This window comes from Orenia metallireducens (genome assembly GCF_001693735.1).
Taxonomy (GTDB): domain Bacteria; phylum Bacillota; class Halanaerobiia; order Halobacteroidales; family Halobacteroidaceae; genus Orenia; species Orenia metallireducens.
The window spans coordinates 727,565-743,967 of sequence record NZ_LWDV01000009.1; the positions used below are offsets into that span (position 1 = coordinate 727,565).

General features: G+C 29.9%; 13 protein-coding genes and 1 pseudogene. 2 read left to right on the forward strand and 12 right to left on the reverse strand.

Features of this window, described 5'->3' with window-relative positions; translation table 11 throughout:
* On the forward strand, positions 1–258 hold a 258-nt coding region (locus U472_RS11445; RefSeq protein WP_141677986.1), incomplete at its 5' end, for a transposase.
* A 165-nt stretch (positions 259–423) separates the two neighbouring features.
* Here U472_RS11445 and U472_RS11450 read toward each other — a convergent pair.
* Both U472_RS11450 and U472_RS17455 read right to left on the reverse strand, forming a co-directional pair.
* Positions 424–1,548, reverse strand: coding sequence for an NADase-type glycan-binding domain-containing protein (locus U472_RS11450; protein WP_068718580.1), 1,125 nt, complete (start codon positions 1,546–1,548; stop codon positions 424–426).
* A 98-nt stretch (positions 1,549–1,646) separates the two neighbouring features.
* Complete coding sequence (locus U472_RS17455) at positions 1,647–1,775, reverse strand: hypothetical protein (RefSeq protein ID WP_281201101.1); 129 nt, start codon at positions 1,773–1,775, stop codon at positions 1,647–1,649.
* 1,037 nt (positions 1,776–2,812) lie between these two features.
* Here U472_RS17455 and U472_RS11455 point away from each other — a divergent pair.
* Positions 2,813–4,021, forward strand: a complete 1,209-nt coding sequence (locus U472_RS11455) for an IS110 family RNA-guided transposase (RefSeq protein WP_068718582.1) — start codon at positions 2,813–2,815, stop codon at positions 4,019–4,021.
* A 248-nt stretch (positions 4,022–4,269) separates the two neighbouring features.
* Here U472_RS11455 and U472_RS11460 read toward each other — a convergent pair.
* The 10 genes and pseudogenes from U472_RS11460 to U472_RS11505 all read right to left on the reverse strand — a co-directional run bounded on the left by U472_RS11460 (position 4,270) and on the right by U472_RS11505 (position 16,361).
* A pseudogene (locus U472_RS11460) lies at positions 4,270–5,251 on the reverse strand (IS30 family transposase).
* 462 nt (positions 5,252–5,713) lie between these two features.
* Positions 5,714–7,516 (reverse strand): SUMF1/EgtB/PvdO family nonheme iron enzyme, encoded by a 1,803-nt coding sequence (locus tag U472_RS11465; RefSeq protein ID WP_068718584.1) that lies wholly within the window; start codon positions 7,514–7,516, stop codon positions 5,714–5,716.
* A 442-nt stretch (positions 7,517–7,958) separates the two neighbouring features.
* Positions 7,959–8,858 (reverse strand): Rpn family recombination-promoting nuclease/putative transposase, encoded by a 900-nt coding sequence (locus tag U472_RS11470; protein WP_068718586.1) that lies wholly within the window; start codon positions 8,856–8,858, stop codon positions 7,959–7,961.
* Between the two features lie 241 nt (positions 8,859–9,099).
* Positions 9,100–10,566, reverse strand: a complete 1,467-nt coding sequence (gene ltrA / locus U472_RS11475) for a group II intron reverse transcriptase/maturase (RefSeq protein ID WP_068714227.1) — start codon at positions 10,564–10,566, stop codon at positions 9,100–9,102.
* 751 nt (positions 10,567–11,317) lie between these two features.
* Positions 11,318–11,713, reverse strand: coding sequence for a hypothetical protein (locus U472_RS11480; protein WP_068718588.1), 396 nt, complete (start codon positions 11,711–11,713; stop codon positions 11,318–11,320).
* On the reverse strand, positions 11,714–12,490 hold the full coding sequence (locus U472_RS11485; RefSeq protein WP_068718590.1) for an NADase-type glycan-binding domain-containing protein: 777 nt from the start codon (positions 12,488–12,490) through the stop codon (positions 11,714–11,716).
* 635 nt (positions 12,491–13,125) lie between these two features.
* Positions 13,126–14,025 (reverse strand): hypothetical protein, encoded by a 900-nt coding sequence (locus tag U472_RS11490; protein WP_083189890.1) that lies wholly within the window; start codon positions 14,023–14,025, stop codon positions 13,126–13,128.
* A gap of 34 nt (positions 14,026–14,059) precedes the next feature.
* Entirely contained in the window at positions 14,060–14,965 is a 906-nt protein-coding gene (locus U472_RS11495; protein ID WP_068718593.1) for a hypothetical protein, read from the reverse strand.
* 207 nt (positions 14,966–15,172) lie between these two features.
* The gene (locus U472_RS11500) at positions 15,173–15,568 is read right to left on the reverse strand and encodes a GIY-YIG nuclease family protein (protein ID WP_068718595.1); all 396 of its coding nucleotides are present in this window, start codon (positions 15,566–15,568) and stop codon (positions 15,173–15,175) included.
* Between the two features lie 37 nt (positions 15,569–15,605).
* Entirely contained in the window at positions 15,606–16,361 is a 756-nt protein-coding gene (locus U472_RS11505; protein ID WP_068718597.1) for a hypothetical protein, read from the reverse strand.
* Positions 16,362–16,403 lie beyond the last annotated feature (42 nt).

Below are 16,403 nucleotides of genomic sequence, written 5' to 3' on the forward strand. Positions count from 1 at the left end.
TCAGGTAGATTTAAAGCGACTAATAATAAAATATCTAAACGAGGGTCAACTTACCTTCGGAAGTCACTCTACCAAGCAACTACTGCTGCTGTGAGAAAAGTTAAAGGAAGACCTAATAATCAACTCCTATATGACTATTATACCCAAAAACGTGAGCAAGGAAAACCATATAAAGTAGCTGTTATCGCTACTGCCAATAAGCTTTTAAGGACTATTTATGGAGTTTGGAAGAATAACAAAATATTTAAAATAAAGTAATAACTATTAGATTAAAATCTTAATATTTTGCTAAATTTTAAAAACTTGCTAAAAAGTAAGCTTATTTTGTCATGCTTATTTTTAGATTTTTGAATAAATTAGAATTTGTTCTTGACTTTTATTAGCTGGTTTATACGCAGTCTGCCCCCTCTTTTTACTCTAAATTTACTTGTTTTCCAAAACCTTTTTCAATTCTCCTCTTACTTCCTTACTCATAGGTTTTTCATTTAAATATTTTTTTATAATTTTCTCTGTATAATTATCCTTTTCCTTAATTATTATTTCATGTGGCATAAGATTACAAGAAAACTCATGCCAAATCCCTGTTTCAATTAACTTATCTAAATATTTAGGTATAATTCTAGTATCTCCTAATTCTAAAGTATAGTAATATGTGGTGTAAAATCCCATTCCACTGTGTTTTATTAATGGTAATGATACTAAATTATCATCTAACAGATATTTTATTGACCACACATAACAATCTTCATTAGCAGACTCAGATACAAATATTCCATTATCACTTTTATCATATATGACTTTTAAAACTGGAGGTATTAAACTTGGCTGTTTTTTTATCGCTCGAAGGAAAAAATATAATCTATCATCATTACCTGCGCCATCCAACCCTTCATACCGTCTTTCAAAAACTTCTTTAATAATTTGTGGTGAAATATCTTCTTTTAATTTATCTTCTACTTTTTCAAAATCAATTTTTCCTGATGGATCAAAAAGTTCAATGATTTTTTCATCTTTATTTCTTTTTCCATTTTCTATATTGGTTAAAAATGATATTTCTGAAAAACCAGTATCATTATATACTTCACCTTTATAAATATCTCTTATTATTAGTTTCAATTCACTTACATTTTTAGCTTTAAACTTAATATTTTGTTCTTTATTAACATCAGCTACGGTAATCGTATTCTTATCAGATTTATTTATAACTATCTCTAAAGTCTTTATTCTATTATTTGCGTAAAATAATTTAGAAGATTTCCCATAACCATTAAAAATATTTATCCCTTCTATATTAATTGGTCTTAAAAATTTAAAAACAATATATTCTCCTACCCCACTACCTTCCACTCCCTCAAACCATGCTGTTCTTCTATCTTCATCTGTTAAATTTACTGGATGATAAGCTAATTTAGGTTGATTATTACTAATCAAATAAGAAGAATACTCAAGATCTTGAACTAATGTCATTGTAGGATAATAGTTTTCAGCAAAAGCAACACTACTTATAATAATAGTAAGAATAATAACAATTAAAAATGATCGTTTCACATTATCACTCCTTAATTCTTTAAAAAATAAAAAATACATAGACATGGGGGCATATTGCGTATAACGTCTCAGAGGTTCGCGACGCCGCTGCTCCCCCCTTACCTCTCATCTAACCGCCAAGTCTCACATAAGTCACCCCATCTTGCTATTCCCCACCTAATCGGTGTAGCTAACGTCTTGTTATATGATGTAAATGGCGTACGGTTATCCTCCCAACTTTCCTTCAAACATCTAGCTTCCTACATCAACTTTTAATATTAATTTCCTTACCCCTGAAAATTTATGAATTAAATACCATTTTAACACAAACACCAGCCAGCCACTTCATTTAACCATCTAAATACTTTATATTTATCATTCTTACAATTAAGCTAACATTATCCACATTCCTGCAAAAAAAATATAAATTCAAAATTATTGGTTGGCTAATTATAGTTCATATCTTCAAACTTCTACAACCTCAAATATTTCAATCTATAAATCAAACTAAACATAAAGCAAATACATATCATTATCTGACCGCAATTAGCTAGCATTTCCGCCTAGGAAGTGCTAGCGGACATATCAAATCTGCACTCTTCTACAATGCTCAAACATATCATTTATTCTCAAAATTTTGATATGTAAAAGCATTCCCTTAATTGCAGTATAAATGATTGACTCTGTTTCTTCTAACTCTTGCCAACCAATAATCTCCTTAATATTGGTTTTCCAATATGTTTTGCTATTATTTGAACTAAAACACTCTCAATAGAATTCTTTATTAATTAGCTCAATATCTCATAAAAAACAACTATGTAATAAAATAATTCTTACCATTTATCAAACAAAAATCTTTTTGGCTGGCTGCTTCTAACATAGATTTTACTATGCATCTAGCCATTTATGTCATATAACGTTCCTGGGGTTCGCGACGTTCACGCTACCCCTCTCACTCTACATTCTAACTACTAAATTTCATAAGTTACCACTTGTCCAACTTCTGACCACATAGCTGAATGTTGCTAACTCCATGTTCGTATAATAGGGTACATAACCAGTTCAATCTGGTATGTACCCTTATTTATTATTATAATAATAGTAAAATTAAAACCAGGATGAAGAACGTACCTCATGTTGGGACTTTGATCCCGTCGCATAAACTGTTCAATTTCTAGTCAACACTTATACCCCAATTGAGCTGGTTGAGTCTTTGAACTCGTATCACAACACAAACCTGTGGAGAGTTGTTGATTAAGAAACCTGGTTAATAAGGAGGACTCAAATGGATCAACCTATTTTAAGTATTGATGTATCAAAATCTAATAGTTATGCTACTGCTTTTTTAGCTTATGGACAGGTTTTTACTTCTCCCATTTCTTTTGCTAATACTAGCGAAGGAATAGTAACTGCTTTTAAATTACTTAAAAATTTAAAGAAAGCAAGTGGTAAACAACCTAGGGTTGTTTTAGAAGCCACAGGAAACTTTTCTAAACCTCTTAAATATTCTTTTATGAAAGGTGGATATGAGGTAATAGAGCTTAATCCTATTCAAACTCATAAAGCAAAAAAGAGAAACATCCGTAAGATAAAGACTGACCCTATTGATACCCATAGAATTGCACAGGTTTATTATCTCAATAACTTTAAATCACAAGCCAATATCCCAGAAGAAACTGCAGAACTAAAGAATCTTACTCGTCAATATGAAAGTTTTAATGAGCTTTATAGAGAAACTCAACTTAAATTTATGAGCATTGTTGACTTAATCTTTCCTCAATATAATCAAGTTTTCGCTAAGCTATGTAGTATTACCTCATTAGAGGTTCTGGCTACTTTTCCTACACCTGAAGCTATCTTAACTGCTGATGTTAATCAGCTTAAATCTATTTTAAAGATAAGTAATCATAATCAAAAGTGGATAGATAATAAAGTTGAAGAATTAATGGCTGCTGCTAAAGAGAGCTTATCCTACAAGGTTGCTCAAAGCTCTAGTATTCGGGTTCTAAAGCATTATATAGAATTACTTTTGACCCAGAGAGCTATTTTAAAAGATTTAAAAACTGAAATTACAAAGTATGCTAAGCTTTCTTATGCCTTTCCTTTACTCCTGTCGATACCAGGAGTAGGAAAGTTAACAGCAGCCAGTATTATAGGAGAAATTGGTAATATTTATAGGTTCCCTACCACTAAACAGTTAGTTGCTTATGCTGGTCTTGACCCCAGCATCTATCAGTCAGGTAGATTTAAAGCGACTAATAATAAAATATCTAAACGAGGGTCAACTTACCTTCGGAAGTCACTCTACCAAGCAACTACTGCTGCTGTGAGAAAAGTTAAAGGAAGACCTAATAATCAACTCCTATATGACTATTATACCCAAAAACGTGAGCAAGGAAAACCATATAAAGTAGCTGTTATCGCTACTGCCAATAAGCTTTTAAGGACTATTTATGGAGTTTGGAAGAATAACAAAATATTTAAAATAAAGTAATAACTATTAGATTAAAATCTTAATATTTTGCTAAATTTTAAAAGCTTGCTAAAAAGTAAGCTTATTTTGTCATGCTTATTTTTAGATTTTTGAATAAATTAGAATTTGTTCTTGACTTTTATTAGCTGGTTTATGCGATCGTTATAAGCGGACTTCTTCCTCATTACTCTATTTCAAAAATATAAAACTTTACTTACTCCTCCTGCTTAAACCATCTCTACATTTTTTTATTATGATAGATTGTCAAATTAAGTGCAACACTTGTTAAGCTCATTTATAAATGCTTCATAAGGTGTTTTATAACCTAAACATTTCCTTGGTCTATGGTTGAGCAAATTCAAAACGTGGTTAACTTCATCTTGATCAGTAGTATTAAAGTTAAATTTCTTAGGAAAATATTCTCTAAGAAGTCCATTAGTATTTTCATTTGTTCCTCGTTGCCAAGAGGAATATGGATCAGCAAAATAAACATCTGTTTCTAAATATTTTTCAATATCTTCATATTTAGCAAACTCTTTACCTCGGTCTACAGTAAGGGATTTAATAATGGTTTTAGGTAAATTACTTAAGGCACTAAACAATGCATTATTTAAAGTCACTGCTTTTCGATTAGGCATAAGTACTGCATATAAAAATCGTGTCTTACGCTCAACAAAAGTTGCAAGCAAGGCATGCCTTAGATTTACCACGACTAGATACTACAGTATCTAATTCCCAGTGACCAGCAATTTCACGTTTTCTAACTTCTTTAGGTCTTTCTTTAATTGACTTCCCGGTATTGAATTTACCTCTAGTTTCCTTAGGCTTTCTTGATTTGCCTTTTCGTCTTAGCCTAGTTAAATCACCTTTAATTAAGAACCTATCATAAATCCAGTTATAAATCGTCTTAAAGCTAATGCGCATTTGATTATCCAAAGGATAATCATGAGTTAAACGTCCTTCAATTTGTTCTGGAGACCATCCTAGCTGAAGTTTTGCATTAATATATTCTACAAGATTATTAGTTTGCTTTTTTCCTTTAGCACCACAATTACTACGTCTGTTTCGATATAGTTCGCCTGCTTTAGTAGCACTATATTTATTATCTATAGTATTTTTTTTAAGTTCTCTATATATAGTAGATCTATCTCTACCTAATTCATTAGCTATATCTTTAACAGCCCAACCAAGTTTTTTAAAATGTACTATACAACAGCGTTCTTTTGTAGTAAGATGATTATAGTGACTCATTTAATCACGTCCTTTATTGAGTTTGTGTGATTACTTACTACAATAACAGAACGTGGTTGATGTGTCACTTTTTTTTGTTGTTGCACTTAATATTTTAATTCATCGTATGTAAATATTTTTTAATTTATTCTTGACTTTTATTAGCTGGTTTAGGCGAAGTCCAGTTTGTTTTCAACCCTAAAAAAATTTAAAATAGAACATACAAAAAATGTAACTACTCAGGTACGAGATATAGTGGTCGCTATTTTAAAACATACTATACATAGTGGTTTATGCACTTGGTTTCTCAAAAAAATTAGTGTTTTTATGTGTTTTTTCATGTTTAAAAGTTTAGAAACGCACTATTTATAAGGGATTAGGGTACCTGAGTAGTTACCAAAAAATAATTTAATTAAGACTATATTCATTTAAACGTTACACCTAAAAATTTCTATTCTACTTCCCAAAAGGACTTACTTCTTACTAAATTTTAGTTCTTGTAATTCGGAAACCTTGAGGGTAGCCACTATTTGATTTATAGAAAGTATCACTATAAGTAACTTCACATCTAGAAGAATAATTAGTAGAACCACCACCACGAACAAAAATACGTCTAGAATCTAAACTATCGATACTATCCGTCATTTCCCAAACATTACCACTCATATCATATATATTTAACTCATTAGCTTTTTTTTGTCCTATAGATAATGTTCCCATCCCAATAGAAAAATTAGAACTTCCTTCTATATCTGAATTACCTCTATACCAAGCTACCTCATCAATATTATTACTTCCTGCATAAGTTGTAGCCTCTCCATTAACTCCTCCACGTGCTGTATACTCCCATTCATTTTCTGTTGGCAACCTATAACCTTCTAGAGTTGATTTATCTGTATTTATCAACTCCCATTCACTAAGATTATAAGCTGGAGTTAATCCTTCTTGTTCACTTAACCAATTACAGTAAGCTACTGCTCCATACCATGTTACTTCTACTACAGGATAATCACTTATATCTATTGCTGTTCCAGAAGAGTCAGTCCAATATTTTACATAAAAATTACTCCCATCATAACTAATCTGACAATAATCACTATCCATATCAATTACCTCCTGATTTTCATAACTTCCATCTGGAGATACTCCTGCACTATTCAAAAACTCAACATATTCTTTATTAGTTACTTCATATTTTCCCATTTCTATATCATAATCTAAAGTTAAGTCTCCATTATCTGCTGATGTTGTTCCTGCTAATACTGTTACCATTTCAACTAAAGGCATATCAATTGTAGCTACATTACTAAAATCACTTGAATAACCATTGGAATCATAAGCTATTAGCCAGTAATAATAAGTATTTCCTATTTCTACATTAGAATCAGTATAAGTGTTTTCTATAACTAAATTATCATTAATAACTTCTTTTACTCCATCCAAGTTATTACTACGATAAACCATATATCCACTAATATTTGATTCTAAATTCTCATCCCAATTCAATACTATTTCTCCATTTTGAAGTTCTGCATTTAGTCCTGTAGGGTCTGAAGGAGAAAGATTTACATTTATAGTAATATCTAATCCTCCTGTACTAGTTTCAATAGTTATTGAAGCATTGTTATCTCTACTAGGTAAAATATCAATTTGATTTCTTCCTGAAGCAACTACAGTATCATTATCATCAAACAAAGAAACTTCAATATCCCATTTTTTTGCTTTAACTTCTGTAAAATTAGCTGTTCCTGTAGAACCTTTTATAGTTAAATTTTTAATTATATTATCTTCTTCGGATATGTTACTGATTAATTTAACTTGTCCTGCAACAACATTTAATCCAGCAGGAATAGTAACACTTGTATTTAAATTTCCATCTAACAAATAAAGCTCTACATTAGCTGTTGTAATAGTATCAGCCATTACTGTAGAAGTATGACTTCCACCATAAGCATTATATCCTTCAGTATCTACAGCAATTATTTCCACTGTCCAATCTCCTACTTCTAAATCATTAAAAACTACTTCATTAGTATTAGCATCTACCTCCTGAGTTTTATTTAAATTTCCTTTACTAACCGTAATTTCATATTTGTCAATTGTAATCATATCTGAAATAGATTGTACTTTTAAATTATTAGCATTAGAATTACTAATAGTTACTTTTAACCTACCCATATTTTGCTTTTCCTTTATTTCTGTTAATTCTTTACTACATCCTACTAGCATTAAACCTAATATTAAAACCAATCCAACAATAATAATTTTTTTCTTAAACTCAAACATTTTTCTCCTCCTTCTTGATTTTAAAGTATTATATTTCTTATTTTTCTGTCAGAAATAATTATATTAAGTTTTTCTAAATCAAAAAATACTATCACCTCCTTGATAAACTAACATATTTTATTGAAAATTTTATCTATCATAAAATCATATACACTTTGATTATGATTTATTTTAAACTGGATTTTGCCTAACGTCCCGCGGCTTCGCGACGTCCCTAATAACGCTCCCAACTTATAATTAAAGCTACAATCTTACATAAGTCAGCCCTACTTTTCACTTATCCTCCCAAGTTGGGATGTCGCTAAGGTGCTGTTACAAGACGTGCGTCTTTTTAAGTATTTAATCCAAATTTGCTTTATTTGATAATTTTAAGATTTTATTTCCATTAACAAAGTAAAAAAATAACCCTGAGATTAAAATATAACTACTCAGGGATTTAACTTTATTTCAATTTTTCTACCTCTTCTTTATTTAAACCTGTTGCCTTAACTACTTTTTCTATATCTAATCCCATACTTAATAAATTCTTAGCAGTTTGAATTTTCTCTTTCATCCTTCCTTTTTCTTCTCCTAATTTTATTCCTTCTTCTCTCGCTTCTTCTGTAGCTCCTATTATATTAGTAACTTGGTCATGAATTGCCTTTTGCCGACTCTCATATAACTCTCTAGCTTTTTTATCATGACTTAACAATTCTAAAACTTCTGCTGCTTCTTTCAATTCTTTTATTCTTTCCTCAAGCATTCTTATCACCTCGCTATCAGGATTTTTCAAAAATAGTGCCCAAGGAATTAAGTTATCCTTATCTCTCTTACTTTCCACCTCATCAATACTTTTAAACCTATCTGCATTCAATTTTGGCAACTCTATAAAATGAATTTCTTGCAAATCAGTTAATACCTCATTAGTCTCTTTTTCCTTTAATAAATAAGTATTATGATACCTACTATTCTCCCTTAAATAATTAAAATTCAAAATATTTATTGTTACAGTCTTTTGAAGTTTCTGATACGGGTCTCCTTCTTCCATCTGAGACTCAAACAACTTACTCCAGTAATATAGTGTCCTTCTTTTCATATTATATTGATTTTTTAACTGAATTTCTATATTTATCTTAGTATTATTATTAGCAGTTGCTTTGATATCTAATCGAGAAAACTTATCATCTTCCCAATCTTTATCCATATCTGTATTTTCTATTTTTACACTTACAATTTCTTCTTCTGTTCCTTTACTCCCAAAAACACTATTCAAAAATGAAATTAATATTTCTGGATGTTTTTCAGAACCAAATATCTGCTTAAATACAAAATCAACTTTAGGGTCTAACATTTCTCTTTTCATGTCTAATTATCCCTCACTAATTTATATAATTACTTCGATATTAACAACATTATATCTTATTTTTAGAGGAATTAAAAGACTTACACTAGCAGAAAATTTGAATAACAAACAGAACTTAGCAGTCGGGTAAGTCAGGAGCTTTACAGCTCCTTCCTCCCCTAAGAACCGTACTTGACACTTTCACGTCATACGGCTCAAGCTCTCCAAAACTAATCTTCGGATTAGCAAACAATAATTAAATTCATTTCAATCTTAGCTTTTTGCGTAAATAATATTTATCATATTCTTTTAAATAAGGGTTTGCTGCGAACTTTATTAACCTATGCCTTATTATCTTTGTATCACTTGCGAATATCAATTTGATATTTCCAACTGAGAATGTCCAATCACGGGTTTCAGTTCTTATCCAGTATCTATCTTTTATCCATTGTTTAGCTTTATTTGGATGTCTTCGCTTTGCCCAACTCCACAGTGCATAGAATATATCCCTATCTAAGCTTTGATAGCTCTTTTTGGAACATGCACTCCTATGGTAATTACACCAACCTCTAATTTTTGAGTTTAATATCTTAATTAAGTTTTCTTGTTTTATTGTTTTGTTTTCCTTGATTTTAGTTCTAATTTCGTTTATTATTGATTTATAGGATTCTTTAGATGGTTTTATAATTAGCTTTCCATTATATTTCCTAAAGTTCCATCCTAGAAAATCAAATCCAGTATTGATATGAGTTATTTCGGTCTTTTCTCTTGATAGTTCAAGACCTCTTTCTTTCAAAAATCCCTCAATCAATTCTCTGGCTTCTTCTAGAACTTCTTTATTAGTGGCTGTTACTACAAAATCATCTGCGTATCTTACCAGATTTATTTTATTTCTTCTATTATATTTTCTATTTATTGTTCCTCTTGAATTAGTCCAATATTTTCTTTTTAATAATTCTTCTAATCCGTCTAGTGTCATATTAGCTAGAATAGGTGAAATTATTCCACCTTGTGGAGTTCCTTTTTCCGTAGGAAAAAGCTTTTTATTATGAACAAAACCTGCTTTAAGAAACTGATTTAATATTTTTCTGTCAATTAATATATTTTCTTTTAACCATTCGTGATTTATATTATCAAAACAACCTTTGATATCTCCTTCTAACACCCACTGAGCAGATATCTTTTTCCCTAATAATTTAAACAGATATTCTTTGGCATCATCACAACTCCTATATTTTCTAAAGCCAAATGATACCTTATCTGCTGTTGTTTCTGATATCGGATCAAGTGTTTTAGCATATAGAGCTTGCATCGCTCTATCATGTATTGTAGGTATCCCCAAAGGTCTTTTCTTTCCATTTGACTTTGAGATATGCACTCTTTTTAATGCTTTTGCTTTATAATTCTTATTAGTTAATTTTAGGGCATTTATATATTTGCTTGTAGCAGTAGACCACAGTATTTTATCTATACCTGGTGTCTTTTTCCCTTTATTTGTTGTTACTCGCCTTACGGCAAGTAGTTTTGTATAATATGATTTTGATAATAAATATTGTAGCTTTCTAGCTAAGTTCTTCATTCCTCTAGTTATTGCTTTAGCGATTCGCGATTGAAGTTTATTAACCTTTCTTATTACAGGTCCCCAAATTATTGTTTCCCATTTGATACCTGCATTCTTCCGGTCTACGGTCGCCCACTCATATTGAGTTATTTGGCTTGCCATATTCATAAAGTTTCAATCCTTTCCTGCCTTAGATAACCTTTAGGAAGTCAGCCTCCTTTCAGAGCAGGGCAAATTTAGAACCCTTATCTATCTCATTACAAGATAACATTCGCTTTTTCCTATTTCCTCTACCCACTAATATTGTATTAACATTGCTGTTAACCTACCTGAAAACCAGGAATATACCGGGCTTACACAGTTCTATACCTTAGCCAATTCATACTGCCTTAGATTCTACCTTTACTCCGAAGATATCAGTCTATTTGCCAAGCAACACGAAAACTTACTTGACCCCATCTCCCACCTTTTGGTCATAGTGTATCAGCCTAATTTCACTATTTACGTTTGACGAAGCTTTCAGTAATTCAATTAATTTAATCATAGCAGTATATTTATCCTAGCAATCACCTGCTTCAAGGCTAGCAGTTTGTTTCACATTGTCCCTACCGCTTAGCACAAAACCGTTACCAGTAATGCACCGGTAGATAGGATTACCTCAAATAGAATAGGTAGTCCAAAAGTCTACCTTACGGTAGACTTAGACAGCCTAAGATATAGCTTATCCCTATTATTTCAAAGGCTGGTCGCACTGTCGCATAACGTCCCGCAGGTTCGCGACGTCCCCTCTAACGTTCCCAACCTCTAATTAAAATTAACGTCCTAACATAAGTCAGCCACTCTTTCATTTGTCCTTCCCAAGTTGGGATGTCGCTAACGTGCTGTTATACGCAGTCTGCCCCCTCTTCTTACTCTAAGTTTAATCTTTTATTAAAACTTTCCTTAACTCTCCTCTTACTTGCTTACTCATAGATCTTTTATTTAAATATTTTTCAATAATTTTCTCTGTATATCTATCCTTTTCCTTAATTAATATCTCATTTGGCATAAGGTTACAAGAAAATTCGTGCCAAATTCCTGTTTCGATTAACTTATCTATATATTGGGGTATAATTCTAGTGTCACCTAAGTCTAAAATATTATAATATGTAGTATAATAATCAAGTCCACTATGTTTCATTAGTGGCAATGCTACTAAATTATCATTTAATAACGATCTTATTGCAGATACATAAGGATCTTCTCTATTCGATTCAGAAACAAATAAACCTCTATCACTTCTATCATATATAACTTTTAATACTGGGGGAAGCAATTAAGGATTTTTCTTCATAGCGTGAATAAAATTGCCCAATCTTATATCATCGCCTGCTCCATCTAAATTAGAATATTGCATTTCAAAAACTTCTTTAATAACTTCTAATGAAATATCTTTATTCAATTTACTTACTAACTTTTTTACATATGAGTCATATGATTGAGTTTCCTCATTATATTCAAAAGTCTCTCCAAAATTAGCCTGTTTAAAAAGATTAATAATTTCTTCCTTTTTATCTTCAGTTATTTCTTCACTTTCAATATTAGCTGAAAATGATATCTCTGAAAAACCAGTATCATTATATACTCCACCTTTATAAATATCTCTCACTATTAATTTCAACTTAGTTACATTCATAGCTTCAAACTTTATATATTGCTTTTTCTCAATATCATCTAAAGTAATACTCTTTTTAACAGATTCATTGACAACTAATTCTAATGTTTTTATTCTATTATTTGCATAAAATAACTTAGAAGATTTTCCATAACCATTTAAAATATTTATCCCTTCAATATTAATTGGTCTTAAAAATTTAAAAACAATATATTCGCCAACTCCATTATCTTCTACTCCCTCAAACCATGCTGTTGTTCTATCTTCATCTATTAAATTTATTGGATGATAAGCTAATTTAGGTTGATTATTACTAGTTAAATAAGACGAATACTCAATATCTTGAACTAATGTCATTGTAGGATATTGGTTTCCAGCAAAAGCATAACCACTTATAAGAATAGTAAGAATACTAACAATAAAAAATAATCTCTTCACATTATCACCTCTCTATTCTTTAAAAAATAAAAAGCACATAAGCTATGGGGGCATATTGCGTATAACGTCCCTGGGATTCGCGATGTTCAGCTACCTAGAACTATCGTTAAGAGCAATTAATTACATAAGTCACCACTTCTTATTTCTAAATACTTACTTAGCTGAATGTCGCTAAACCCATGTTATGTGTGCGTTTGCAGGACAGTTATCCAACTTAATTAAGTCATCGCCTCTGGTTTTGATCTTCCTCTGGTTTTGATCTTCCTCTGGTTTTGATCTTCCTCTGATCTTGAACTTCCACTGGTTTTGAACTCCAACTGCTTTTGAACTCCCCCATGGTTTTACTTCACTACTGACTTTAATTTCCCACTCCAGTATTGTAAAGTCTTACTATGCTCTTGAACTTCTATATGTTTTTATCTTTATTAACACTTTAATTGAAACTAACTGAAAATAATAATACTCTCATCTGCAAATGACACATAACGTCCCGCGGCTTCGCGACGTCCCCTATAATGCTCCTAACCTAAAATCAAACCACTAAGTCTAACGTGAGTCAGCCCCGCTTTCATTTATGCTCCCTAGTTGGGATGTCGCTAAGGTGCTGTTATACGACGTGCGATTTATTGTTATCATTATTTAAATCTATAATCCAAAAAATTAAGACTAGTAATTGGAAAATTTATATATGGATAATCTGATTTCACTATAGGTTTACTGTAAACAAAAAATATAATCTCATCTGATTCTAAATTTGCTAATTCTTCTAATTTTCTCTTCCATTTTCTATTCATATAATGTTTTTTTATTAGTTTTTCAGTGATATATATAGTAGTAGAATAATAACTTCCTTCAGAAATTATACTATTAGTAAATTCAATAGCAAAATTATTACCTTTTCTCTCAACATTTCCAGTACCATAATAAATTCTTTTATAATTACTATATAAATTTAATTCTTTTTCACTAATTTTAACAAACATATCTGCATAATTGATTGGATAATTCCTTATTTTAATAAAATAATCGTTTAATACATTATCTTCTTTATATTTTTCAAATTTTGAAATTAAAGGCTTTATAGTGAAATATTCTGAATTTCTTTTTTCATTTTTATTTTTTTCCTGCTTTAATTTTAATTTTTGTTTTTTATGGTCTATTTCACCATTACTCTTAGTAATTAATTTCTGAGAGTGTGATTTAGGTCTTTGAAACAATAAAATATCAAATTTAGAATCAATATATTTATTTTCTGTTCTATTTTTATTACTATTCTTTTGTTCTTCTTTCTCTTCAGTATTCTTTCCTATATCGCATTTACTACTATGTTCATCATATATACGAAAATGAGGTGATTTTTTCATCTCATCTCTACTTTTATCAATATTAGCACAAGTTATTTGTAAAGAACAATTTGGGTCTGGACATTCAAAATTTTTCTTATTCTTAATGGTTCCATCCCAATATAGTTCATGAGCTTTTTCTGCATCTACTACATCACCATAATCTAAACTATAAGCTTCTTCTGTCTTCATAATCTACTCCTCCTTAAACCTTATTAAATTTAAATTAATTATTTTTAACAATTCCTCTAAAACTATAAAATTCATTAATAATAGGGTTGTCTGGATAAAGTATATTTAAAAGATGATATATGGCAATCTCTACATCTATAACATATTTATTTGCTTTATCCAAACTGATTTTTTGAACTTCTGGTCTATGAATAAGTTTATTTCTTATAGAAGATCCTTCATTTAATTCTTTATATTTAGGTGATCTTTCACCTATCATTGACTCTAATATTCTCCCATACAATTTATATAATGGTGGGGAAGGCAACTCCAATAATATTGTTTCAATTTCAGGTTGATACCTAATAATAAACTCTTTAATTGCTAATTCAGCAGCAATTGTAGCATCAATCCATTTATATCTTGGATTACTTTCTGTTTTAGCTCGATGTAAATGTTTTAAAGCTAAAAATGGCTTAATACCATTATTTAAATATTCCTGTATGATATCAATATTGCCCTTATTCAATTTTTTTACAAGACTCGCACTAACACTTATATTAGCTCTCATAGGTAAATGATACCAATTTTCTTCATCTACTGAATAAAATACTCCTTGTATAGATATTAAATTTTCATCTAAATCTTCACAATATAATAAATATTTAATAAGAGAAATTACTTTCTTACTTGCGTTGCTTAAATCACTTCTTATATTTAATATTTTATCTTGAAAACCATTTTTCAAATTTTTCATCTCTACTTCCTTATAGTTTTTTAAAGCTTCATATAATTCGTCAGAGATATTGTATTTTGCTCTACATTCAATTTCTTTTTCTTCAGGTTTGATGGTTACATTAATATCATCCTTATCTTCATTTGGAACATTAAACTTAACCGTTTTTATTTCTGATTTGATATTACCTAATATAGTGTACAACCCTTTTAAATAAATCAACATAATCTTACTTCCTCCTTTTTTGCATGTCGTATAACGTCCCGCAGATTCGCGACGTCCCTTTTAATGCTCTTAATTTTAGATAAACTTTAAGTCTTACATAAGTCAGCCCAACCTTCATTTATCCTCTCAACTGGGATGTCGCTAATTTGTTGTTATACGCTGTCGAATTTTTCTCTAAAATTTATATGTACTTTAGTAATAATATTTTCAACCATAAAATTCGGGATTTAAAGCAATAGAGAAAGCTTGTTCAACAAACTTTCTCTTTTTTTCATCAAATACTTTTGCATCCCCTTTATAATATTTAATAGTTTTGATTCTTTTATACCATGGCTTTCCCTTATGAGATCCTCCCCCATGTCCTTTAAGTCTTTTTCTTATGCTAGTACCAGTTTCCCCAACATATAGTAGCTTGTCATTTTTATCATATAATAAGTAAACAAAAGAACCACTCTTACAAACTTCAGGACTTTCCTTACTTCTACCATCTGAAGAAATCACTTTATCTATAGAAATACTCTTTAATTTGCTTTTTATTTTATTGGTAATAACTTGTGCCTCATCTGTAACTATTTTTTCAAAAAAAATTTGTTTTTTATTCATCTTTATAGTTCCTCACTTTATAAGTTATATTTTTAAATTAACCATCAAACATACTATAAATTTTAATTTCATGTGGAAAACTCAATTCTTTTAATAAGTCAATAATTTCTACTACTAATTTTTTAATTTCATCTTGATCATAACTAATATTATTTAAAACATTTATTATATTTTCAATATACTCAGAATTTTGTTTATATCCTAACAACTTAGATTTTTCTTCTTTTAATCTTGAATAATTTATAATAGCCCATGAAACCATAAGCACTTGCTCCCATTTATACTTATAACATTCTAAATAGTTTTTCTTTCTCCACCTTTTGATTTCCTCATCTCCATTTCCCCGTTCAATCTCTTCCAAATTATATTGTTTTACAATCTCTTTTATATATAAGTGACTAAATAATTCAGTAATTCTTCCTCCATAATTATAAAGACTATCTTCAATTCTTACTAAAGGGAAATTTCTTAAAATATAACCTGCCTCCCCTAATTCATGGACAAACGCACTAACTAATTTATCTTTATCTGACTTAGGATTAATCTTTATTTGAATTTCATTTGGCGGTATTTCTTTAGTAATAGCTATATATTTACCTTCCCCTAAAATAAATTTTATTTGAACTTCTTTCTCCACTGATTTCTCTTTAATAAATTTGAAAAAACTTTCTACTTGTGGAATTTCATTTAGAAAATATTCTTTAATTGCTATACTTTCTGCTAATTGTTTGCTTTTTCCACTTTGTTGAGCCTTAAATATTGCATTATTAACATGTTTTTTTAATTTATTCAATTATATTCTCCTTTCTATAAAATACATACTTACATAAAATTC